The 23,442-nt window shown below is 46.0% G+C and carries 24 protein-coding genes; 6 read left to right on the top strand and 18 right to left on the bottom strand.

The genetic code is table 11. The annotated features are described in order from the left end of the window. Nucleotides 1-32: 32 nt before the first annotated feature. From KCTCHS21_RS14890 to KCTCHS21_RS14880, 3 genes are read right to left on the bottom strand one after another with little or no spacing between them, the layout of a single operon-like run. Nucleotides 33-536: a glycosyl-4,4'-diaponeurosporenoate acyltransferase CrtO family protein gene (locus KCTCHS21_RS14890; protein WP_130609635.1), complete on the bottom strand. Its 504-nt coding sequence runs from the start codon at nt 534-536 to the stop codon at nt 33-35. Next, on the bottom strand, nt 533-1,660 hold the full coding sequence (locus KCTCHS21_RS14885; protein ID WP_145988949.1) for a glycosyltransferase family 2 protein: 1,128 nt from the start codon (nt 1,658-1,660) through the stop codon (nt 533-535). The genes KCTCHS21_RS14890 and KCTCHS21_RS14885 overlap by 4 nt, the downstream gene beginning before the upstream one ends. After that, the gene (locus KCTCHS21_RS14880) at nt 1,657-3,102 is read right to left on the bottom strand and encodes an aldehyde dehydrogenase family protein (RefSeq protein ID WP_130609628.1); all 1,446 of its coding nucleotides are present in this window, start codon (nt 3,100-3,102) and stop codon (nt 1,657-1,659) included. The genes KCTCHS21_RS14885 and KCTCHS21_RS14880 overlap by 4 nt, the downstream gene beginning before the upstream one ends. A gap of 182 nt (nt 3,103-3,284) precedes the next feature. Here KCTCHS21_RS14880 and KCTCHS21_RS14875 point away from each other — a divergent pair, with 182 nt between their 5' ends. Continuing rightward, entirely contained in the window at nt 3,285-4,793 is a 1,509-nt protein-coding gene (locus KCTCHS21_RS14875; protein ID WP_130609625.1) for a phytoene desaturase family protein, read from the top strand. A 40-nt stretch (nt 4,794-4,833) separates the two neighbouring features. Here KCTCHS21_RS14875 and KCTCHS21_RS14870 read toward each other — a convergent pair whose 3' ends face one another. The 4 genes from KCTCHS21_RS14870 to KCTCHS21_RS14855 form a co-directional block, all read right to left on the bottom strand. Further along, entirely contained in the window at nt 4,834-6,273 is a 1,440-nt protein-coding gene (locus KCTCHS21_RS14870; protein ID WP_130609622.1) for a putative amidoligase domain-containing protein, read from the bottom strand. Nucleotides 6,274-6,461: 188 nt separating this feature from the next. Further along, nucleotides 6,462-7,025: an outer spore coat protein CotE gene (locus KCTCHS21_RS14865; RefSeq protein ID WP_130609619.1), complete on the bottom strand. Its 564-nt coding sequence runs from the start codon at nt 7,023-7,025 to the stop codon at nt 6,462-6,464. A gap of 142 nt (nt 7,026-7,167) precedes the next feature. Continuing rightward, complete coding sequence (locus KCTCHS21_RS14860; RefSeq protein ID WP_130616530.1) at nt 7,168-8,139, bottom strand: aromatic acid exporter family protein; 972 nt, start codon at nt 8,137-8,139, stop codon at nt 7,168-7,170. A gap of 70 nt (nt 8,140-8,209) precedes the next feature. Further along, complete coding sequence (locus tag KCTCHS21_RS14855) at nt 8,210-9,739, bottom strand: carboxypeptidase M32 (RefSeq protein WP_130609616.1); 1,530 nt, start codon at nt 9,737-9,739, stop codon at nt 8,210-8,212. A gap of 118 nt (nt 9,740-9,857) precedes the next feature. On the opposite strand from KCTCHS21_RS14855, the gene KCTCHS21_RS14850 reads away from it, so the two are divergent. Then, nucleotides 9,858-10,199, top strand: a complete 342-nt coding sequence (locus KCTCHS21_RS14850; protein WP_130609613.1) for an iron-sulfur cluster biosynthesis family protein — start codon at nt 9,858-9,860, stop codon at nt 10,197-10,199. A gap of 21 nt (nt 10,200-10,220) precedes the next feature. After that, nucleotides 10,221-10,802, top strand: a complete 582-nt coding sequence (locus KCTCHS21_RS14845; RefSeq protein ID WP_130609610.1) for a beta-class carbonic anhydrase — start codon at nt 10,221-10,223, stop codon at nt 10,800-10,802. On the opposite strand, the gene KCTCHS21_RS14840 is transcribed toward KCTCHS21_RS14845, so the two are convergent. After that, nucleotides 10,765-11,322: a DUF309 domain-containing protein gene (locus KCTCHS21_RS14840; protein ID WP_130609606.1), complete on the bottom strand. Its 558-nt coding sequence runs from the start codon at nt 11,320-11,322 to the stop codon at nt 10,765-10,767. The genes KCTCHS21_RS14845 and KCTCHS21_RS14840 overlap by 38 nt on opposite strands. A gap of 152 nt (nt 11,323-11,474) precedes the next feature. Between KCTCHS21_RS14840 and KCTCHS21_RS14835 the strand changes: the two genes are divergently transcribed. Both KCTCHS21_RS14835 and KCTCHS21_RS14830 read left to right on the top strand, forming a co-directional pair. Further along, nucleotides 11,475-11,909 (top strand): hypothetical protein, encoded by a 435-nt coding sequence (locus KCTCHS21_RS14835; protein ID WP_232058199.1) that lies wholly within the window; start codon nt 11,475-11,477, stop codon nt 11,907-11,909. A gap of 6 nt (nt 11,910-11,915) precedes the next feature. Continuing rightward, on the top strand, nt 11,916-12,203 hold the full coding sequence (locus KCTCHS21_RS14830) for a DUF2653 family protein (RefSeq protein ID WP_130609603.1): 288 nt from the start codon (nt 11,916-11,918) through the stop codon (nt 12,201-12,203). A 509-nt stretch (nt 12,204-12,712) separates the two neighbouring features. On the opposite strand, the gene KCTCHS21_RS14825 is transcribed toward KCTCHS21_RS14830, so the two are convergent. The 8 genes from KCTCHS21_RS14825 to KCTCHS21_RS14790 all read right to left on the bottom strand — a co-directional run bounded on the left by KCTCHS21_RS14825 (nt 12,713) and on the right by KCTCHS21_RS14790 (nt 20,358). Continuing rightward, nucleotides 12,713-12,910: a hypothetical protein gene (locus KCTCHS21_RS14825; RefSeq protein WP_130609600.1), complete on the bottom strand. Its 198-nt coding sequence runs from the start codon at nt 12,908-12,910 to the stop codon at nt 12,713-12,715. A 57-nt stretch (nt 12,911-12,967) separates the two neighbouring features. Then, a complete protein-coding gene (locus tag KCTCHS21_RS14820; protein ID WP_130609597.1) occupies nt 12,968-13,180 on the bottom strand; it encodes a hypothetical protein in 213 nt (70 codons plus the stop codon). A gap of 69 nt (nt 13,181-13,249) precedes the next feature. Beyond that, on the bottom strand, nt 13,250-14,230 hold the full coding sequence (locus KCTCHS21_RS14815; protein WP_130609594.1) for an aldo/keto reductase: 981 nt from the start codon (nt 14,228-14,230) through the stop codon (nt 13,250-13,252). 44 nt (nt 14,231-14,274) lie between these two features. Next, complete coding sequence (locus KCTCHS21_RS14810; protein ID WP_130609590.1) at nt 14,275-15,966, bottom strand: methyl-accepting chemotaxis protein; 1,692 nt, start codon at nt 15,964-15,966, stop codon at nt 14,275-14,277. 200 nt (nt 15,967-16,166) lie between these two features. Then, a complete protein-coding gene (locus KCTCHS21_RS14805) occupies nt 16,167-16,334 on the bottom strand; it encodes a YHYH domain-containing protein (RefSeq protein WP_130609587.1) in 168 nt (55 codons plus the stop codon). Between the two features lie 105 nt (nt 16,335-16,439). Next, nucleotides 16,440-17,213 (bottom strand): nicotianamine synthase family protein, encoded by a 774-nt coding sequence (locus tag KCTCHS21_RS14800; RefSeq protein ID WP_130609584.1) that lies wholly within the window; start codon nt 17,211-17,213, stop codon nt 16,440-16,442. Between the two features lie 180 nt (nt 17,214-17,393). Then, nucleotides 17,394-18,683: an MFS transporter gene (locus KCTCHS21_RS14795; RefSeq protein WP_130609581.1), complete on the bottom strand. Its 1,290-nt coding sequence runs from the start codon at nt 18,681-18,683 to the stop codon at nt 17,394-17,396. 208 nt (nt 18,684-18,891) lie between these two features. Beyond that, nucleotides 18,892-20,358: an MFS transporter gene (locus KCTCHS21_RS14790; RefSeq protein WP_130609578.1), complete on the bottom strand. Its 1,467-nt coding sequence runs from the start codon at nt 20,356-20,358 to the stop codon at nt 18,892-18,894. 184 nt (nt 20,359-20,542) lie between these two features. On the opposite strand from KCTCHS21_RS14790, the gene KCTCHS21_RS14785 reads away from it, so the two are divergent. After that, nucleotides 20,543-21,202: a TetR/AcrR family transcriptional regulator gene (locus KCTCHS21_RS14785; RefSeq protein WP_130609576.1), complete on the top strand. Its 660-nt coding sequence runs from the start codon at nt 20,543-20,545 to the stop codon at nt 21,200-21,202. Between the two features lie 130 nt (nt 21,203-21,332). Here the strand turns inward: KCTCHS21_RS14785 and KCTCHS21_RS14780 are convergent, their stop codons facing one another. Then, the gene (locus KCTCHS21_RS14780) at nt 21,333-22,748 is read right to left on the bottom strand and encodes an alpha/beta hydrolase family protein (protein ID WP_130609573.1); all 1,416 of its coding nucleotides are present in this window, start codon (nt 22,746-22,748) and stop codon (nt 21,333-21,335) included. Next, nucleotides 22,741-23,367 carry a TetR/AcrR family transcriptional regulator gene (locus KCTCHS21_RS14775; protein ID WP_130609570.1) on the bottom strand — a complete coding sequence of 209 codons (627 nt, stop codon included), beginning with the start codon at nt 23,365-23,367 and terminating at the stop codon, nt 22,741-22,743. Before KCTCHS21_RS14775 ends, KCTCHS21_RS14780 begins: the two co-directional genes overlap by 8 nt. Nucleotides 23,368-23,442 lie beyond the last annotated feature (75 nt).

Genomic DNA, 23,442 nt, shown 5'->3' with positions numbered 1-23,442 from the left:
AAGCTACCGCTCTGTTGTGTACCTATAGTCGATCAAGCTCGCTCTTTCCCCTCAAGATGAGATAGGATGCGGTTCAGACGGAAGCGATTATAACGTTGAATGAGAATGAACGGAATGTTGGCGATCAGAGAGTAGGCAATCATTAATCCACTCCCAATGGCGTTATTCCATATTAGAAACAACGGTGCTGGCAGGATAGATAAGCTATGCGTCCATTCCGCGCGTCTCGTCTCTAATATAAATTGACGGTAATGGACAGCTGTTTTGTGTTGGAGCTTGCTTTTATCGAATGCTTGGCGGAATAGCTTGCTGCCTTCAGGTAGCCGGTCCTTCCATTTGCGAATCTTCAACACTCTATCGTAAAACCTTTCTTCTCGAAGGCTGTCTTTGGCAGTCAGTTGTTGATAAGAGCTCGGGTGCCGTTTGACAAACCAATAGTCTGGCATTCTATAGCACGCATAAGCTATCCCTAAATGTATAATCAGAACGCCCAGCACATTAGCTGTAATCGTCCACACTGTTGTCCACAGATTCATGCCCGTTTCCCCTTCTCCTTCAGCGCTAGAGTGCGTCCCTTCCATTCCACCCTTCGTACGAAGAACGTTGAAATCAACGACTGGATAAACGCCCACAGAAATGTCATTAGCGCTAGAGGATACAGAACCACAGTTCGGTATCCAAAGTTGCCCGCTCTTTGCTGGAGCAAATAGAGCTGAATGGCATAAGACATATAGATAGCAGTTCCTGCAAGATTACCTATCCAACTACCATTAACGAGATGGTTGATCAGGCTTGTAAATGCTGTGAGAGAACCAGCTATCCAAGGAATGATGATTAAAAGCGTTCGGACTGACGAGGTACCAGCTCCTGTTGCAAAGCCTTTGCTCCATCCCCTCACAAGGCTAAGAAATCCACTAGGATACATGCGGAACGTCACGACACCCTCGCCATACCGATTACGAACGGGGTAGCCCATAGAAGCGTAACGCCGTGCTAGCTCATAGTGTTCTAGAATGAAACCACTTACTCCAGCATGTCCTCCGACATCGTCATATTCCTCCCGCAGGCATAGGGCGACGGGTCCGAATCCGCCCGATTTCCTTCCAGCACTTGCAATAGCTCCTAGCACAATTAAGTTAAAATAGAGGGAGAGCTTCTCGTAGGCATTTTTCATCAGGTGGTAAGGCTGCATAGTGAGTATGCCTTTCCCGCACCCCTGTACACTTAAATATTCGAAAACGATGCTATTAATGCCATTAGGAGCCATTTGAGCGTCTGCATCTATGAATAAAAGCATTTCGCCTGACGAGGCCTGTACCCCATTCCAGCATGCCCAGCTCTTTCCTTGCCAGCCTATAGGGATTCTTTTAGTAGCGACCACTCGCGCTCCCCACGCCTCAGCAATTATCCCCGTGTCATCCACTGAGCCATCATTCACGACGATTATTTCATCGTTCGGTCCAAGCTGCCCCCGTAATGAACGCATTAAATTTCCAATATTAGAGGCTTCATTCCTTGCAGGAACGATGATAGATAGTGAAGGTCTTGCGAATGGCTGGTGAATCTGTTGCTTACTAGTAAACCTAAGTGTCTTATTTGCCAGGAGCAGCTGCCAGCCGCATAACCAGCCAACTAATACGATTAACCAAGTCAGTATCATCGCAGCCACCTGCTTCTTCTTCCATAAAGTAGCCTAACCGCTTGCTTAAGCCATTTGAAAGCTTTGGGATCGTAGGGGAACCAGTTCATTTGTTTTTTGCGCTTGCCACGGTTGACCATGATCGACTTTGCATGTGTAAAGGCGTAAAGCCCTTCCACTCCGCGGATTTTTCCATAACCGCTTTCCTTTACCCCGCCGAATGGCAGGTGCATGTTGCTAATATTCTGAACGACATCGTTAATAAAGCAGTTACCCGTATGTAGTTGACTTGCAAGCTTCCTTGCTCTCACAATGTCCTCTGCAAATATATATGCATTTAAACCATAGGAAGATTCGTTGGCGAGTCTCACCGCTTCTTGCTCGTCCTTCACCTTAATAATGGGTAACAACGGACCGAATATTTCTTCCTTCATAAGGCGCATGTTTGGTGTTACACCCGTTAACACTGTCGGTGGAAACAAGGGCGGGATCGCACCTTCCGCTAATCCCCCAGCAACAATATCCGCACCCTGAGATCGGGCATTGTCCACTAAGCTTTGACAATGTTGCCAGCCCGTTTCAGTTGTCATCCCGTTCAAATCAGACCATTCCGTTAAGCTCTGTGTTAGTCCCTTGGTCAACACAATTACCCTGTTAACGAATTCGGTATACACGCGCTCATGAACATATACCCTCTCTACGCTGACGCATACTTGGCCGTTATGCATGAAAGCTCCCCATACAGCAGCGCGAGCAGCTCTTTCGATCAGTGCGTCCGCGCATACTATCATTGGATCTTTGCCACTAAGCTCCAGCTCACAGGGAATCAGATGCTTGGCGGCATGCTTGAGGATATTGCGTCCTGCTTCGACACCTCCAGTAAAGAAAATATGATCTGGCCTGCAATCAATTAGCCTCTCTACTGTTGCTTGACCCCCCTCTATCACTTGGCAAACCCCATCTGGGAAACCTGCCTCCCGAATAACACTGGTAACCAATTGATTGGTAAGTGGAAGCTTCTCCGATGGCTTCAGCAGCACGACATTTCCCGATATTAGAGCCGTAATGACGGGAATAAGTGAGAGCTGCAAAGGAAAATTCCACGGCGCGATAACAGCGACAACTCCCCTAGACTCTCGGACAACATAGGATCTCGAGCCAAAAAATCTCCATGGGGTTGGCATCCGTTTTGTTCTCAAGAGAGCTTCTGCCCGCTTCTCATAATAGGAAATGGCTTCAGCTACCGTCATCAGCTCAGTCGTCAGCGTGTCCATTGGTGTTTTATATGCTTCTGTCTGCAAGACGTCGATCCACTTATCCATATCTCGAATGATCAAGACTCGTAGCTTAGCGAGTATACGTAGTCTTTCTTTTACTGTGAGAGCTTTCCAAGAGGGCCATGCATCCCGTGCCTTATTCATGCCTGCTATCTCGGGTAGCGGCAATGCTTGTCTCATTTGCATTTTTACCCTCCTCCACAGTTTGAAAAGGATGAACTTAGGACAACAATAATGATGTTGGAAATAAATTCTATAAAATCAGTATTTCACTCCATACAAATACTATTCAAAGCCATGCAGCTCTATATTCAGAATGTCGATGAGAAGGATCAAAATAATAGGTTAATTTGGAGAGGGTGCTTATTATGAAAGGAACTACGGTAGTTATTGGAGGCGGTCTTGGTGGCTTGTCCTCTGCCATTCGTCTAGCAGCCGATGGTCATAAGGTTGTCGTTTTGGAGAAAAATGAAAGAGCTGGCGGCAAGCTCAATATTCGTTCCGGAGCGGGATATTCTTTCGATACAGGACCTTCCATCCTGACGATGCCTTGGGTTCTTAAGCAATTGTTCGCCAGTGCAAATCGTAAGCTTGAAGACTACATGACGTTAATCCGTGTTGAGCCGCAATGGCGTACCTTCTTCGAGGACGGAGTGACGATGGATGTGGCAGCTGATCTTCCGACGCTTCTCGAACAGATTTCCAAGATTTCTCCAGAGGACGCGGAAGGGTTTATGACCTATTTGCAATATTGTCAGCATCAGTATGAGCTTAGTCTCAAAAGCTTTTATAGCAAAAGCCTAACGGGTCTAAGTGACCTCAGAGGTCTTCACTCCTTCAAGGAATTGCTGTCTATGGACCCTCTACGGAGCATGCATCAGAGCACCAAACGTTTCCTTAAAGACAAGCATCTTCAGCAGCTATTTGATTTTTTCATCATGTATATTGGCTCTTCTCCTTACGCGGCTCCTGCGACGCTCTCTCAGCTTATACATGTCCAGCTTGGACTAGGAATTTATTACGTTGAGGGTGGGATGTACAATATTGCCCGAGGTATGCTCAAGCTACTGGATGAGCTGGGGGTAGAGGTTCGAACGAACGCAGAGGTTGTTCGCATTGAAGCTCCGGGAAACCATGCAACGGCAGTATGGCTGTCAGACGGCACGAGGCTGGAAACGGATCTCGTTGTGTCTAATCTAGAGGCGATCCCAACCTATAACACTATCCTGAATCATCTCCCACAGGCCACCGATACTTCTCGCAAGCTGGAGAAATACGCTCCCACCGTTTCTGGCCTCGTGCTATTGCTTGGGGTAAATCGAAGATATGAGCAGCTGCAGCATCATAACTTCCTGTTCTCTCGCAACGCGGAGAAGGAGTTTCATGACATATTCGTCGATAAAATTCCGACAGACGATCCAACCGTCTATATCGGCGTCTCCTCTAAATCAGATCCTACACAAGCTCCTGAGGGTAAGGAAAACTTATTTGTTTTAACCCATGTTCCCCCGCTCCGTCCTGGTGAGAGCTTTGAGCCGATCAAAGCAAGCTATCGCGAGCTGGTGCTGGACAAGCTGGAGAGAATGGGACTTCAGGATTTAAGAAAACATATTGAATTCGAATATAGCTTTATTCCTGACGACCTAGAACGTCTCTATGGTTCAAATGGCGGCTCCATTTACGGTGTCGTAACGGATCGGAAGCTTAATGGAGGATTCAAAATTCCTAGCCAAAGCGAGATCATCGATAATTTGTATTTCGTCGGTGGATCTACTCACCCTGGTGGTGGTGTTCCTATGGTCACGTTATCTGGACAATTAACTGCAGATTTAATTCGTGAGCGTTATGGCGCAGTGTATGATCGTAGCGAGAAGTAGAGAAATATATAGGAATGGAATCAGACGTACAAGCTACAATCTACTTAATCGGAATGCGCCACTTCGAACGGATGTCCGTTGATTCATCCCAGCTTCGTGCTCGTGCAATTGAGTTAAACAGGAAATCGATAGGCTCGCGATAGACTCTATAGCCCTCTGTCTTTGTTACGGTCTGAACCATTCTATGCATTGCCATTAGTAGTAGCTCCCGATTGCCTTCGTAGAATGCATCTCGATAGCTATCCTCATCGAATGGGCGGTCTACAGCTAGCTCCCTCGCGTGCTCAGCCGCAACCTTAGTTAACGCGAATGCACCGAGGGCAAGACGCGGAGATACGAGCCAGCTGGGGGGAGTCCGATACTCAAAGCCTCCGTGAGGCTGACGACGGACGTCTCCAAGCGAGCCATACCGCGGACGTCTCCGTGCGGCCATAGGCGGCTCTAGGAGACGCATCACGAGAGCGACAGTATTATCTAGCGCACGCAGCCGCTCTCCCGTTAGAGCAACACCACTAAGGTGCACATGACCGCCTAGCGGTAAGCCAGGAACAGGCAGTGCTCCAGCCCTCCACGAGAGCTTATCACCTGCTGTGCGTTCAGCTACTACATATAACAGCTTCCGTATGTCGGACATAACATGGGCGGGATTTATGGACGGTCTCGGTCTCAGCTCGACCAATGGCCAGTGCTTCTCTCCTCTGATTCTTACGGAGTCGCATCCTGCTGCCCCTTCTGGAGTGAAGTAACGGGATGCTGGAATAATACGCCCTTCAGGTGACATCAGAATAAACTCGGGATCTGCCCCCAAAGTAGCTTGTGCGCCATCTGCCATTTCATGAGACCAGTGAGTTGCAAATGTGCTAATTAAATTTTCAAGCCGCTGTTCACCTTGCTTAGTCGTGATACTCATCACTGGTGAGATCCCAGTAATCGTAACGGACCCTCTGTCGTTTAACAGGAGCTCTACGTGACCAAAGTCCAGACCTAACAAGAACAATGCGCGGGCGGACATTCTTTCTACAGGCTTCCAGAGCGGATGCTCTTGCGTAAAGGTAGAATCTTCTAATGATCCCGCTTTATATTTTATGCCATTAAATTTCTGCTTTACGGGATATAGACGCCTTATCTCAATCGCATCGAATCCCCATACCGTAGCTGTTATAGGGGTTCCACCATCATCTAACGATCCTATTCTGGCAGGTAATCCCTCTCTTCGAAGCCTTCTCTCCGTCTCCGTAGCGGTCAAGGCAAGCACCTTCGTAGCTTCTCTATTCAACAATAAAGGTGTCGCGTGCTTTGAGCCCTTAATAGCATTCACATATTCAACTGCCCTTCTGCTCAGCTTCCCAAGCAGCATGACACAATCGTTAGGCTGTGCCAGCGACAAATCACTGATGATCGGTAAAGATAAGCTCTCGGCCAAAGTATTGCGCGCGCCATCCCCATCGTACGTCCACATCGTTCCCACTTGATCTGTCATGTAGCTTCCCTCCACACAACACGGGAAGGGCCGTCCCGCAGGCGGCGCATGAACGCCGAAGCCGAATGACCCTTCCCTATGTTTGCCATTGCTACAATCAGGCTTATCCTGCTGCACCGATAGGGCATTCGCCCTCGACTTTTGTTCCGTCTCTGCATAGACTTAAGTACCGGCTTAAGACCGACCGATTACAATTCGTCTTCCAGTAAATCGGAATCGAGATCTTCAAAATCTTCTTCATCACCAAGGCCGAAGTCGACGTCTTTCCCCTCGTCGTCGAATCCATTCGGATCCACTACGACAAACACCTTTGTTTCAGCAACCATCTCCACGGCGAATTCCCGTTCGACGCGGATGAGCACGGAAGAACCATTGGAACTAATCGTCGCTTCCACACAATTAGGTTCATGCGTTGCATCCGCAGAAACCTCTTCTGTAGTAGAGCGATGCTTCGGGTCTACGTACGATAGGGGAACGACCTCAACATAAGAGACCGTTTCCTTCGCGACATCGGTTTGAGAGTTTTTGTTGTACGAATACCAGATGTTAATATCGTAAGACCCGATTACTTCGATTCCGTCCCCTGATTTCACCGCTTCATACTGATGATTGATGATCCACGCTCCAAGAATACTGGTCGGGTGGTGCGGCGGCGTTACGGTGTGGGTAATCGTCGAGAACTTACGGCCTTTGCCGCAAACCGCTTTCGTGATGATTTCCCTTCGTTGCAGCCGTTTATCCGCAATAGCCATTTCGGTAGACCTCCTCCATACGATCAAGTCACTTAAAGTCTATGCAGGACATTCGTCTAGAGTGACAAAAATGTATTGTTGCATCCCGCAACCGTTACCCAGCAGCTTAGATGCGGGCGGTTGTCTGAATAGACTTACCTTTTCATTGTATGATCGCTTGAGCAGAAGTTGACTTCCGTTTTTTCTCACGGCTTGCAATACCCAGGAAACGACGTAATTCGCGGGAAACATGGAGCAACGAGGATCGGGTTTCGAACTCATCTCTTGATACTGGCAAAGGCATCTCACGGAAGCTTTTTTCTAGCTCTGTCAGCATTTGTTCGGTATTGCCTTCATAAAATTCGGATTTCACATCCTCCATTAAACGGTCGAACAATACAGCAATCAGCTCCGCTTGAGGCACATGATTAGAGATGAAGGCAATCGATTCCACCATTAATTTAATGGATTCATGCTGTTGACTGCGCATTTGAAAATAAAGCTGCCACGGCTCATCTTGAGGAATGAGTCGATTTTCGCGTGCTCGCTGTGCTACCATAATCCCTTCGTCTATGACAGACTCTGTGCGCAAAATCTCCTTTCCGTCCCACACGAAATCAGGACTGCGCAAATGCTTGGCGAGATTATGAAAAATATCAGAGAAACCCTGCTCGGTCTTATTACGCAGAGCAATGAGTGTTGTATTTTCCTTAGGTGTGTAGATCAAATTAACCGCAGTAGCCCAGCCCAAGCCGATAACTAGAAGCTCAAGCTCCGTTAGAATTCCGTGAAACGTTACTTCTCCCCTAGCGAACAAATGAAACACGATAACAGATCCGGTAATAATTCCGTCCTTCAATCCCGTTCGAGCCTGCAAAGGGTAAGAAATCAGAATGTACACGGCAAGCACCCAGATGTAATAGCCAATGAACTCGAACAGAAATGATGCCAGCAGTAGCCCTAACAAAGAAGCCATAATACGCGCAGATACAGATCTAATTCCCTTCCAGCGGGTCGTATCCACTCCCATTATCGCGAGTATACCTGCCGACAATGGATTTTCCACTCCAAGGAGATATGCGGTATAGATCGCTGCTAGTGTAGCTATTGCTGTCTTAATGACACGAAATCCCATCCTTAATCCCTCCGGCAGCATGTGCATAGCAAAGAGACGAAAAAGAGTTTCCCCTCCTTCGCCTCCTCAACTATTCCAATCGATATATATCTTTGTATTTGTTTTCCAGATAGTCACACAAATAAGATGACTGAAGCGGTTTGCCGCTAATTCGTTCAATGATTTCCGCAGGCTGTTGCAGCTTACCGTATTGGTACACCTGCTCTGTCAGCCATTGCTTGAGCGGTAGCAATTCTCCAGCAGCCACTTGCTGATCCAAGTTCGGCAGCTCCTTATGCGCTATGTCTATCATCTGCGCACCGTACATATTCCCTAACGAATACGATGGGAAATATCCGAAAGCGCCGCCTGACCAGTGAACGTCCTGAAGCACGCCTTCTGCATCCGTCGCCGGGGTAACACCGAGAGCTTCTGCATATTTTTTATTCCATACTTCTGGGAGATCCCGTGGGTCTAAGTTTTCATTAAACAGCATCTTCTCGATTTCATAACGAATCATAATGTGCAGATTGTAAGTCAATTCATCCGCTTCGATCCGAATTAATGAGGGCTCAACGACATTGATTCCCCGATAGAAGGCTTCCACAGTAACACCATCCAGCTGCCCTGGAAAATGAGCCTGCAAATCCGGGTAATACCGTTGCCAGAAGCCTAAGCTGCGCCCAATCATATTTTCCCATAGACGGGATTGCGACTCATGAATACCCATCGAGGTTCCCGTGCATAGCAGAGTACCGGCAAGCTCCGGATTAATGTTCTGCTCGTATAGCGCATGACCGCCCTCGTGAATGGTACCGAATAAAGCGCTCGTAATATCGTCAGGTAGGTACCGTGTCGTAATTCTTACATCTCCTGGGCTTAATCCCGTTGCGAATGGATGCACACTCTCATCCAGTCTACCCGCCTCAAAGTCGTAGCCCATTTCGTTAAGTATAAATTTGCTGAATTTCTTCTGCGCCTCTTTATCAAAGGTACCTTCCAAGAAGGAGGTATCCGGCTTATGTTGGGAATTCGCAATCTGCTCGGCTAGTGGCACAAGACGTGCTCTGAGCTCACCGAATAAGCGATCTAGCTCCACTGTTGTCAAACCAGGCTCGTACATGTCAAGCAATGTATCGTAAGGGGTTGTCTTCACTCCCCACAGCTCAATAAATTGACGGTTGATCGCAACGATTTTCTCCAAATAAGGGACAAACCCCGGAAAATCATTCTTTTCCTTCGCTTCTTCCCAAGCGGATTCTGCTTGAGAGGTCAAGACGACGTATTCCCGATACAATTCAGGAGGCACTTTACGATTGCGCTCGTATTCCTTCGTTGTTTCCTCAACTAAGCGACGATCGATTTCACCGAGCTGCTTAAGCTGCTCCGGTTCATTCAGCTTCTCTAACAGCTCGCCCATCTCGCTAGAAGTCGATAGCCTGAACGTTTCCGAGGACAATGCCCCTACTGCTTCTGAGCGCTGGGCAATTCCTTTGCGCGGTGCGCCCGTTCTCATATCCCAATAGACGAGACCCAATATTTCTTCGTATTGCTTAATTTGACCCGTCAACTCTTGGAAACGCTTCAGAGGTGACGATGAACCCTGATCTAAGCTACTCATATAGACACGACCTTTCCAAGCTGAATATTGTCCCCTTGATCATACCCCCAGCAAAATTTATAATCAACTTACTTACATAAAATAAAGAGCGAAACAACGAGATAGGAGACGGTAGTTGATGAACATTAAGTGGAGCGATGAAGCCATTCAAGAAATACAAAACCGGTTTGGTGCAGACACTAAAGTATGGAAGCTTGTATCCGACTCCGAAGGCTGTGGGTGCTCTGTTAATGGAGTGCCGACGCTATGGGCCATTCATTCCCCACAGAACGGAGAGCTGAATGCGGAAAGCAACCATTTCGAGGTATGGTATGAGCAGCAGCATGAGGTGTTCTTCGATGACTACATGCGTATCACGTATCAACCGGACAAACGTGCATTTACATTGGCTAGCGATGGTCAAATTTATAGTAATCGATTAAAATTAGAGGACAGACGTACCGCTGAAAGCGTGAAATAGATTGAGTTGGAGGAATTAGCTTTGCATAAAATGGATGAAATCATAGCTTACAACAAGGAATTTGTACAAAACAAAGAATATGAGAAGTATTTAACGACTACTAAATTTCCGGACAAGCGTATGGTAATCGTTACTTGCATGGATGCCCGCTTAACCGAGCTTCTACCTAAGGCTATGAACCTTAAGAACGGCGATGCCAAAATTATTAAGAACGCCGGGGCCATTCTGACCTCACCGTTCGGCAATATTATGCGGAGCATATTGGTTGCCTTATATGAGCTAAACGCCAATGAAGTATACATCGTTGGTCATCATGAATGCGGCATGACCGGTATTGATCCTAATAATGTAGTTGCGCACATGGAGGCCAGAGGTGTCCAGCAGCATGTTATTCATACGCTGCGCCATTCGGGCATTAACCTTAACCGTTGGTTAACGGGCTTTGACAGTGTCAGAGAGAGTGTTGAGAACAGCGTGGACATTGTCCGCAATCACCCCCTCCTTCCTCCGGGCACACCTGTGCATGGTTTGATTATTCATCCGGATAGCGGTGAATTGGAAGTCGTTACGGATGGTTATGTTTACTTGGAATCTCACGGCTAAGCGCTTTGCGCTTGGCTGATTCTGCCCTAGCTAGAACAACATCGCTCCGATCCCTCGTCAAATGCCGATGAATGATGCTATCTCCTGCTTCAAGTCCGTTTATTCTCCAAGTATATCCCAACTGCTGGCAGCGCCGCTTAGCCGCTTCTAGCAGCTCAGGATCGGTAATCGTCAACTCTATGTCTTCATAGGTTACATTTGATTTTTTCCAATCAAGTAGCACTTGGTTTAGATTTTTTACTAGCTGCTTACCGTCTAGCCCTAGCTTATCGAATAGATCAGGCTCAGCTTCTACCACAGCTTTTCCCATAAGCTTTATTGCCCCTGCCCAATTGCCTCTTCTTGCATGATACAAGCACACCGGTATTCGAATAAGCACAAGCCAGCATGTCTTCAACTCAGAATCCGGGTTTTCCTTCCAATATTCCTCCATAATTTCATGGCATTCGAAGTAATCACGCGAACCGTTATATTCAGCCAAATAATGGATATACTCGTTAGGATAATTGAACGCTATCATGGGGGAGCTCCTCTTTCTTTATCAACCAAATTATTCTCTTTAGCATACCTCAATATTTATTAACGAGCATCCATATATTTTTTGAAACCCTCTTCGCTTTCGTACGTATTACATAGTCAAATATAAATTTTAAACTAGCAGGAGGCAATTTCATGTTGAAAAAAGTACTACTCGTTCTAAGTCTGTTCGTTTTCACAATTGCTGTAACTGTTCCGGCTGATGGCGCAGATGCAAGACCGCGTTCTTTTAGCTCAGGAAAAAAATCCTTCAACAAAACACCACCTAAAGCACAAGATGGTGTTAGCAAAAGCTCAACAACAAATAAATCATCTGCAACAGGCGCTGCTTCAAAACCAGGTTTCTTTGGTGGAGGTAGCTTCATGAAGGGCATGATGATCGGGGGCTTAGCTGGTTTAATGTTTGGTGGAATGTTTGGATCTGGCTTCTTCGGTAACATGATGGGTATGCTCATCAATGTGCTTGCTATAGTCGCTCTGATTGCTGTCATTATGGCTGTTTTCAATGCATTCAAGCGTCGTCGTCAAACACAACCACAAAATCCAAACGACAATAATCGCCGCTGGTAATTGACTATGCGGATAACTATGGATGAGATCGTAAATGCAGTTTGTGTCAATATGGCTGAACGTTACGAAGTACCCGTTACTTCAGTTGAAGTAGAGCTTCTCTATGATGAGGATCAAGGCTTTAGCGCTGAGGTCACGATTCAAGAAAGAAGTCGCATCTTGATTGAAGCTAATCTAAAAGAAGCGATTATGCGTTACATGTTGACGGAATACGATCAACGTGTCTACCCTTCCCAAATCCAGCTAGATGTCGAAGATGAGATCTGGGCGGATATTTCGGAAGAAACAGAGTAACATGGGGCTGTAAACAAAAAGGCGTTGAACCAGGTAGCTTATACCTGTTTCAACGCCTTTTTAGATTACCCTCGCCCACCTGCGACGCCATCGCTGCTGCTGGGAATAAGTCGGAAACCCGGTTTCCCACCATTTAGTCCGCTGTCAGCGGCTTGCAGCACACGGAACCTCGTATTTCCACCAATTAGTCCGCTGGTAACGGCTTACAGCTCACAGAAACTCGGTTTTCTACCAATTAGTCCGCTCAGAGCGGCTTGCAGCACATCGACACTCGGTTTTCCACCATTTAGTCCGCTCAGAACGGCTTGCAGCACACCGAACCACAGTTTTCCACCATTTAGTACGCCCTCAGCGGCTTAAAGCACACTGTACCTCGGTTTTTCACCATTTAGTCCGCCCACAACGGCTTAAAGCACACTGTACCTCGGTTTTTCACCATTTAGTCCGCCCACAACGGCTTAAAGCACACCGAACCTCGGTTTCCCACCATTTAGTCCGCTCACAACGGCTTAATGCACACGGAACCTCGGTTTTTCACCATTTAGTCCGCTCAGAACGGCTTGCAGCACTCCGAGCCTCGGGTTTCCACCATTTAGTCCGCTCAGAGCGGCTTGCAGCACACCGAACCTCGGTTTCCCAGCAATTAGTCCGCTCAGAGCGGCTTGCAGCACACCGAACCTCGGTTTTCCACCATTTAGTCCGTCCACAGCGGCTTACAGCACACGGAACCTCGGTATTCCACCAATTAGTCCGTCCATAGCGGCTTACAGCACATCGACACCCGATTTTCCACCATTTAGTCCGTCCATAGCGGCTTGCAGCACACAGAACCTCGGTTTCCCACCATTTAGTCCGCTCAGAGCGGCTTGCAGCACACCGAACCACAGTTTTCCACCATTTAGTACGCCCTCAGCGGCTTGCAGCACACAGAACCTCGGTTTTCCACCAATTAGTCCGCTCAGAACGGCTTGCAGCACACCGAAACGCCTATCTCCTTACCAAACCGCGCCGCTGCTGAGAATTAGCCGCTCTCTCCGCCTATCTCCTTACCAAGCATACGCTTTAGGAGCGGAGCCACCAGGGCCGGGGAAAATCTCGTCCAGACGCTTAAGGGTAGATTCGTCTAATACGATATCTACGACACGCAGCGCTGAAGTTAATTGATCCAGCGTTCTTGGTCCAATGATCGGAGCCGTCATAGAAGGCTGAACCAGCGTCCAAGCTAGCGCAACATTCGCTTCACTCTCACCGAGCTCTTTACACAACGCTTCAAAGGCAACCAATTGAGTGCGATATTTCTCCACCCGCTCCGGATTATTAGCTCTCTTCGAGCCTTCGATAGGCTTCAAAGCATTACCGCTTAAGAGACCACCATCAAGTGGACTCCAGGCGATAACGCCAATGCCAAGCTCCTCCGCTGCTGGTAACACCTCTAGCTCAGGAAGACGGCAAAGCAAGCTGTATTTGTGCTGCTCACTGACAAGACCAAGCATGCGGTGCGACTTTGCCTCGTATTGAGCTTTAACTAAATCGCGTCCAGCAAAGTTACTGGAGCCGACATATCCGATCTTTCCTTGATGAAGAACAACACTAAATGCTTCCCACAGCTCATCCCATGACACATTACGATCGACATGATGCATCTGGTAAAGCTCAATGTGATCGGTTTGCAGTCGCTTCAAGGAGCCTTCCAGATGTCTACGAAGCTTATAGGCCGATAAGCCACCTGGGTTATTCGGACCATCGTTTTCATCGTGCATTTCTCCATAGAACTTAGTCGCTATTACGACCTTCTCACGTCGTCCACCGCCCTGCGCGAACCAACGTCCAATAATCTCTTCCGTTTTGCCGGAATTTTGACCCCAGCCATATATGTTAGCAGTATCAAAGAAGTTAATTCCTGCATCGAGTGCAGCATCCATAATACGGAATGCTTCTTTCTCCTCCGTGTCTACACCGAAATTCATAGTCCCTAAGCTAAGCTTACTAACCTTCAGACCTGATCTTCCTAATTGACTAAATTTCATTCTCCCACACACCTTTCAATTTGGACTAACACTTCTATCTTCCCTTAAATAGTAAACTTCTGAACGATCGACTGCAAATCCTTGGATATTCCCGACAAAACCTGAGACGATCTAGTCATTTCTTCACTTGACGCTAGCTGCTCTTCCGTTGAGGCTGCCACTTGCTGTGACATACCAGCTGTCTGTCTTGCGATATGGCCCATGTTAGAAATGGATGCAGCAACTTCCTCGGAGCTTGCTGCCAACTGCTCAGATGCTGCGGCTGCTTCTTGAATTCTAAGCGAAACTTCGCCCGTCGAAAGAACAATTTCCTTAAATGCCTGTTCGGCATGCTCAACAGCTATGACGCCTTCTTGGACATCTGCAAGGCTCTGCTTCATCGTAGTTGCAGCGGATATTGTGTCCTTCTGAATGGTCGCAATTAATTCAATAATTCCTTGGGACGACTCATCACTCTGGGATGCCAATTTACGTACCTCGCCGGCTACTACTGCAAAGCCTTTGCCGTGCTCACCGGCGCGAGCAGCTTCAATTGCCGCATTCAATGCGAGTAAATTCGTACGATAAGCGATATCACCGATTAGAGCAGATATTTCGCTAATTTTAGTCGACTGCTCTTCCAGTCTTTGTATCGTTTCACTGGCTTGCTCGACAGACTCGTGCATTTTTTGCATGCTTTCTGATACTTCGACGATTTTTTCTGAACCATTAGTTGCGCGAACAGCTGCTTGCTGTGACAATTCAGCCACGTCCCCAGTTGTCTCCGCTATACGCTGAACTCCCTCAGCCATTTCGTCAATGACCCGTCCACATTCCGCAGCCGTATTCGCTTGATCCTCTGATCCAACAGCTACTTGCCCAATTGATTCAGATACATGTCTTGCGGCTTCTGAATTCTGTTCAGAGCTAGCGTATAGCTGAGCTGATGATGAAGCGACTGAGCTTGACGCCTCTTGCATTTGCTTAACCGACAGCTGGAGATTGGCTAATGTTTTATTAACAGCTTCCATCATCACACCAAACTCATCTTTCCGGTTTACTAACAATGGCTCAACCCTCAGATCGCCCGCTGATATCCGATTCATAATAGCGGTAGTCGCTCTCAATGGTCTAGTTAAATTAACGATTAACAGCCATGCCAATAAACCGACAACTACGAAAATAGTTACTCCAACATAAAATAAAGTGGACAACGTATCCAAATAGACTTTATCACTTTCAGCTTGGCTATTTATTGCGCCGTCGTGATTATATGTAATTAATGAATCTACCGCTTTCCTTAAATCTGTAAAGGATGTGCCGATATCCTCCATAGCCTTGGTTAATTCTTCCTTACTCGCTTTTCCAGAATTAGTAACGGCTACCCCCGCTTGGAATCGACCCCAAGCTTCCTTAAGCGTTGCATAGATTGCCTTATCCTCATCGCTTGAAGCCGACTCGCTGTATTTCACAATCCCTTGATCAATTGAAGCAACTAGCGCTGTGCTTGCTTCCCCCAATGTCTTTAGTTGTTTGGGATCTTTCGTCATAGAAGTCTGATAGTAATTACTTAGGAACTGTTCGATGTTCAGATTCACCTGGTTAATTGTTTCAATGCCGAACATCCAGTCACTTGTGACCTCCTTAGTGAAATCGTCCATTTTCTTAATTTGAGTCAAGCCGCTATAACCTAGCAACACTACAAATACCAACACAATAAGAAATGAACCAAGCAGCTTTGTTCTAACCGATCTCATGATTAACCCCCTGTAATTAAATGACTGGTAAAATTAAGCACTTCCTTCTGATATCATAGAAGGGCTGAATCTAAAAAACCATTAAAATTATACTTAAAATGTCAGAAGATGGGCTTTTTTGTCTGATTAAATATTTCCATTTACTTAGATTTGTACAAAAAAACTCCCGAATCAAATCAGACCGGAAGTCTTCTTATTTTTTATTTCCTATTGTGATAATGATAACCCGTGCACAGACCCTTTTGTTTCGATTTGGCGGAGCAGTTATGTCCACCATTCTTATCCGTTCTTCCTGAATGCGCGTAAGCAGAAGATGAAGTTCCTATTAATACAACTAATGCGATACTCAAAACAATAAGCTTTTTCATTATTCACCCGTCTATACCCTAATCTCTAGGATTTAATAGAATTCTCCATCATTCTACAACAAAATCCAAATTTAGGATACTATCATGACCTCGATATGTAAGACATCAGCGAGTAATGGCACTCATTTCTCTAACCATTGCTGCGTTAACAGTTGATTTGGGATTACTAAGAATGAGAGTGTCGTAAATTCTTGTACGGAGGTTTAACGAATCTACGTGCCAATTTATCAACAAATCAGCATGCAGGGGATAATTAAATAGCGACTTCAATCCGTTCCCATAACGAACGATTATTTTGCATTCGGGACGGGTTGCGGATTTAAGCTCCTCTAGAATCTCAAGCTTCTCGGGCACAAGAGAAGCAATAAATACATGTGTGGCAGTCTCTAGAAACCCGCAGCTCTTCAAGTCGCTGTCCGAGTAATGTACGATCCTTTGCAGGTCTAGAAAATGCGTTAACTTCCTGCCATGATGAATGGCTTCATCGTCAATATCAATGCATATTACGTGTGCAGAAGTTTCCTTGGCAATTGTAAAAGCGGATAAAGGAGTTGCACCTGCTCCAATAAAAATAACTTTAGATGTCTGGTCAATCTGCCCATACGTCCATTCTTCCTTAACTGCGGCAGATAGAAGCGAGCTGTATAGATTCATGCTCCCTTTTTCGTTATACGCACGATACGATCTTATTTTTTCAACCTCACATAACGCTTTGGCTGATATTTCCCTTAACCGATTCGCCGCTTGCTTAATGTTATCGCTGTGTCCACAAAGCTTCCAACATTGCTCGTTATCCTCACAAACAATAAACTCACAGAGACAATCCAACCTCGCACTAAGGAGCTCGAAGCCTTCCGGAACGCTGTTGACTGCTGCCATTGCACGGTGTAACTCCGCTTCAAGCGCGTTCAAAGAATAGAGAAAATTCTGTTCGTTATCGATGCCTTATCCCTCCGCCTCCTCCATTTACATGACCACACTCTGCACTATGAGTAAGATCAGCATTGTAAGTATATGAAGGAAGCTCCGTCGTCCATGTCAGTTCTGATTGACCAGAAATTATTTCTGAGCTTTACGTGACCAGATTACAACCGGAATAAGCAAAAGGGAAAGAATGCTGCCCCCAATAGAGAGAATAGTAAAGCTTGAATTTGCTACTACCATACCGGACAGTGCTCCGCCTGATGCCCCCGCTAGAGCAACTAGGACATCCATTGTTCCTTGTGTTTTGGCACGAATGGCGGGAGGTGTTGCATCAATAATCTGTGCGGTCCCACTAATCAAACCAAAATTCCAGCCCAGCCCGAGCAGCGCAAGAGCGATAATGAGTAAGAACATCGAATCGGCCGGTACCAATGCGGCAAGAATACCTGCTGCAAGCAAAGTTACACCTGAAGCATAGGACATAACCGTGCGTCCAAATCTATCAACTAGAAATCCTGTCACTAGCGATGGAAGAAACATAGCCGCAACATGAATTCCAATGACCAGTCCAACATCACTCATACCGTGTCCGTGATGCTTCATATGGACTGGCGTCATCGTCATGATCGCAACCATAACGATTTGGGTTAAGATCATAACCGTCGCTCCGACAATAATACCCCGGTTATCAGCTGCCTGAATTTTGATGTTCGTATCTGACGTAACGCCCTCTGCTTTCTGTGCTTCAGCAATGGCTTTGGCCACGACGAATGGGTCCGGACGGAGGAAGATCAATAGCACCAGACCAGCAAGGATGTAGGCTGCTGCCGCTAGAATGAACGGACCCGCCAACACAGGGACATCTATAGATGTAGCGAATCGTCCCATTACTCCAACAAGATTGGGTCCCGCTACTGCACCAAAGGTAGTAGATACCATAGCAATACTGATAGCTCTTGCCCGTTGTGTTGACTGAGCCAAGTCAGTCCCAGCATATCGTGCCTGTAAATTGGTCGCAGTTCCTGCGCCATAGATCAATAGCGAAACAAACAGCAGTGGAAGATTGTCTGCAATTGCCGCAAAAACAACCCCGATTGCGCCAATTCCACCAGCCAGGAAGCCTGCTGACAGTCCAGCTCGTCGGCCGAAGCGTTGAGAAAGTCGCCCTACAAGAAGTGCTGCTGCTGCAGATCCAAGCGTGAAAAGCGCAGTAGGGACCCCCGCATAGCTGTCCGTTCCCAGCATCTCTTGCGCAAGGAGCGCTCCAACGGTAATGCCTGCCGCCAATCCAGCCCCACCGAAAATCTGTGACATAACGACGATAAATAAGGTCTTCTGATAGAGCTGACGCTGCTTCTGAGGAGAATCAATGTAGCTTTGTATCGAATCATCTCTATGCTTTATTTTTGCTAAACTATCTGGCATTGTCTCACCTCTTCCTTACAAGTAATCAATTGAATTATGATAGTGGTGTATTATGTAGTCAAGATGTATATGCTTATTGTTTTCTTCGTAAGCATGGTAGGAAACTTAATACAATAAAAAAAAGCCGGTGAGAATGACACATTCTCGCTCCGGCTCTAGATATCCACTATCTCACAATACCCTTAATGTCAGTTGCTGCGCCATACTTTCAATCCACAACATTACTAGATGTAACGGGCACTTTCGTGCTTCCTTTCACATCCCTACCCTCATCTTTGGCGGCTTTGTTGCTACCTGGCCGAACGAGCAGTAGAAGTACGACGATAAAGGATACGGTAATAAACACAATGGAGCCAATGATGGATGTGGAGACAGCAGTTGTAAATTGCGAATCTGTTGGCGTCGTCCCTGTTGGGATAAACGATCCGAACACTGCAGTTAGGACAGCCAAACCAAGTGATCCGCCCGTTTGATGCGACACATTGACTAGACCCGACGCTGCACCTGCATCTCGTGGATCAACACCAGACAAACCAAAGGTTGTAAATGGAATAAACACTGTGCCTGCACCTATCCCCAGTATGACCATCGGTATCAGAATACCTGGGAAGAACTTCAGGTCCGTTGAAATCTGACTAATAAAGCTCATACCGATGATAACTACAAAAATTCCACTAACGAGTACTTTAGCATTTCCATAACGGGCTACCAGCCATGGCATGGCATACATCATCCCGAACTGAACCATAGTCATGGGTAGAAAAGCAAGTCCCGTCTCCAACGCCGTAAAGCCAAGAACATGCTGTAGAAACTGTGACAGGAAGAAAAACATCGAGAACAAGCCGCCTACAAACAAAAGTCTGCCCAAATAGGCGCCCGAACGCTCACGACTTGAGAATAGACGAAGCGGTGTAATCGGCTGTTCGACTCGTGATTCAATGAAGGCAAAGGCTGCCAGTAACACAACCCCTGTAAGCAACGAGATTATGGTTACAGAATTTCCCCATCCATCATCTGCCGCTCGGACAAAGCCATATACCAGAGCCGTCAGTCCAACTACAGAAGTGATGGCTCCCATAATATCAAAACGACCGGTGCTTTTATTCGTCTCCGGCAAAAACCTCGGTGCCATCACGAGCAGCAGAATGCCGATCGGGACATTAATGAACATCCCCACACGCCATGATATCCAATCTGTTAACATGCCACCTACAACTAGACCAATACTTCCGCCAGCCCCGTTGACAGCACTGTACATAGCAATGGCTTTTACCCGTTCCTTGGTCTCCACGAAGCTGACAGATAACAGCGCCAGTGCAGAAGGTGTGGCCAAAGCCGCCCCGATCCCTTGCAGAGCGCGAGTAGCGAATAGCATTTCAGCGGATTGCGCAAACCCAGCCAACAGAGAGGCTACTGTAAAAATCGCTGTTCCAATGATAAAAACTCGCCTACGGCCCACGAGATCCCCCGCCCTCGCACCAAGCAGCAAAAAACCTCCGAACGCCAGAACATAAGCATTTTGCACCCAGGTTAAGCTCGTTGTCGCAAGGTGTAGACCGCGTCCAATCTCGGGAAGCGCCGTGATCATTATGGAAGCATCTAGCACAACCATAAGCTGGCAAGTGATGATGATAGCTAGAATGAGTTTATTATTAGACTTTTGGATAACAACCATCCTTTCTTATGACTGAACTAGCGAATGAACATTGATCGTCGTCGCTGAGTTAGAATATCACTCATTTTAATCAAAGTAAACAAAAAGTATTTATTTTGTCTATTTTGTTTATTGTGTATTCCTCTCTTTTAATGCTGTATAATAAAGGAACTAGGTTCGGGAGATTGGAGTTGATTCCAGCAAAATGAGTATACAAGTAGAACCAAAAGTTAAATTGCTCAAAAAACTAATAAATGCCGTCATGAAGGATGGATTCCAGCATTTGCGAATGGACGACATCGCCAAGCATATGAATGTAAGCAGAGCCACCATGTATAAATATTTTTCGTCTAAAGAGGAAGTTATAGCGGGTGTCGTGCAAATTTTCGTTGATTATATTGAAAAGCTCGCGGACCGCAACCAGGAGGATGATGAGCGTTCATTCGGGATTTGGTTCCAAAAGCTATTCGAACAGACTGTAGCCCTTGTCGATAGAATCACAGACATTTTCCTCAAGGATCTTCAAGCGATATACCCGGAGCTGTATGATCAACTGAGAGCCGTTCTTAGTAGACGGGAGCAGCAGGCTCTTATTTTCTATCGTGAAGGAAAAGAAAAAGGCATCTTTAATCCCATTAATGAGCGGCTGATCCTGCTCCAAGATGATCTGCTACTTCGAGAAATCATCAACGTGAAGTATTTACTGCAAAATCAAATATCAATCGAGCAGGTTCTGTACGATTACTACAACCTCAAAAAGATACAACTATTCAAAGCAGAGAAGCTCGAGATCGTGGATGATTCATTAATTGAGCCCGTCATTCAGCACGTCGTGGATAAGTTTAATCGATCGTTGTCCTGTTAAGATGAAAGTTGAGCGGTGCAGATTGAGTTCGCGGTTGCAAAAAGCGAAGAAAAAAAGTTGACTCCGCTTATGACGAGGTCAACTTTTTTAGTATAATGTGCAGACAAATTTCGTAGGTTTAAGAGTATTTTCATTTCCAAACATCATTGACACTTATTAGGCTTGCCTTATTATCAGGTATCAGCAATTTTCTAAAATCCCGTTTTTCCCCTTTCAGGAACTGATCAAAAAATGCAAGACTTACTTCGTTAGTCATTTGAGTTGTGTCATGACCATTAGAAAAGACTGGAACAATGAACGGGACATCCGTAAAGCTATAATGATTATAGCCCTCAAACCGTGCAAAATAAAAATCTTTTCCCGAAGCCTGCTCCGTTTTATCGAGATTTTGCAGAACACTTTTTACAAACTTTTTATTATTATCATCAGACGATTTCAAGTAATCCAATGTCTTCGATGCACTCATATATAGGAAAGGCTGACGGATACCCTTCGTAACCGGACTCCCCCATAATCCCCCGTCATAGCTAATTCCAGCCTTAATATTCTGATCGTCCGCCATAACCTGAGATATCGTAGCTCCGCCATAAGAATGCCCAACTACACCGATGTTGTTTACATCTATCTCCTGCAAAATGTTTTGAATATTCGCCACGGAGTCTGCCTTGCTTCTTAATTGGCCAATAACAAACTCCATATCCTTCGCTCGGATATCGATTTCCATCTCATAGAGGTCGTCCTCCGATACTGACTCTAACTTCCCTTCAGACCTGACTGCAACTGTTCCGTCCGGATAGGTCATGTCACTAGATGTATAGGGGTGATCCATGCCTACGACAACGTACCCATTACTAACCAATTCCTCCACCAAGCTCAGATTCTGAAACCTTGTAGAGCCATTCCCAGGTGAAAAAAGAATCAATGGATATTTACTGTTTGTCGGCTCTAGCGGTGCTGCATGCACAATATGGGTTGGGATGCCCTTAAAATAAGAAAAGAGCGATTGAGGTAAATGCAGCACAGAATTAAGGGCATCTCCTACCTCATAAGGATAATGCTCCTTCTTGCTGGAAGTATCCTTGACGGTAGGGTACCAGATTTGAAGCATGATTTTACGACTATCACCTGCAGCAATCGTATATGCCTCTTCCCGTGATGTATCTTCCAGAGTTAGTGAAAGCTCGCCTATTCCATGTGACCCGGATGGATTGACCAGCGAAAACTGTGGAAAAACATAAAGGGATGCTCCTGTACCCAATGACAACACTACGGTCAATCCAATTGTAAAAATGACCAAAAGCTTATTTTTTCTACGCTTTAATTGTGTATTTCTTAGCGACATTACAAACAGAAATAAGGTTAGTATGATTAAGGCGTATAAAGGGGCTAGCGTCAGGCGAATTCCATAGATAATTATCAATAGGACTGATGAGAGTAGGAGTAGTGCGTTTAGACTTACCATCAGCTTTCTCTTCGTCCTCTTTAAGTACCCGAACAAATTCACGCAGGATAATAAAAGTACGATTAAGCAAGTTACGTTATACATGAAGTCCTCCTTGCCTTACACGATCCAGCTGTGTAATGCCTAATGTGCGAATGATTAAGTGGTTCAGTGCCTTTTCCTCGTTTTTCTCCTTATCACTATTGTTGTTCGGCCCCTTCAACGCTGAGGTAATAATTAGCCTCATGATTAGGGTTGCAGTTTCTAGTGGACACTCCGCCGCGAACAAACCTTCCCTGTTGCCTTGCTCAATTAATTGGGCGTAAGGCTTGGCAAAGGCCTCAATGAGAAGTTCAATCATTTTACTCTGATATAAGTCATGCTTGCTTACCATCCACATGATGCCAACGATTTCCTGCTTGTCCTGAAGCCTATCATCTCTGATTTTCATAAAAGTTAAGCATTTATCTATAGCATCCAGCTGCTGCTCTCCTAGAATCTTCTCAGCTATCGTCGACAATTCCTCAGCAATATTCTGAATGCATTCTAAGATTATCTCTTCCTTCGTCCCAAAATAATGATAAAACCCGCCTTTAGAAAGCCCGGTAGCCTCAAGAATGTCCGTTATATTCGTATTCTCATACCCTTTTTCCAGAAATAATTGTTCTGCAATGGCTGCAATTTCTCGTCTTCTATTCGCAAAGTTCTTGTTCGTTTTACTCATATTCCCTCCATAAACAAACCGCGGTCTGTTTATATTATGGTTGTTTTCTAACTATTTATCAAGATATAAGCATCT

Origin of the sequence: Cohnella abietis, from assembly GCF_004295585.1 — a bacterium.
GTDB classification, from domain to species: domain Bacteria; phylum Bacillota; class Bacilli; order Paenibacillales; family Paenibacillaceae; genus Cohnella; species Cohnella abietis.
This window is presented reverse-complemented; position numbering and strand designations above follow the sequence as displayed.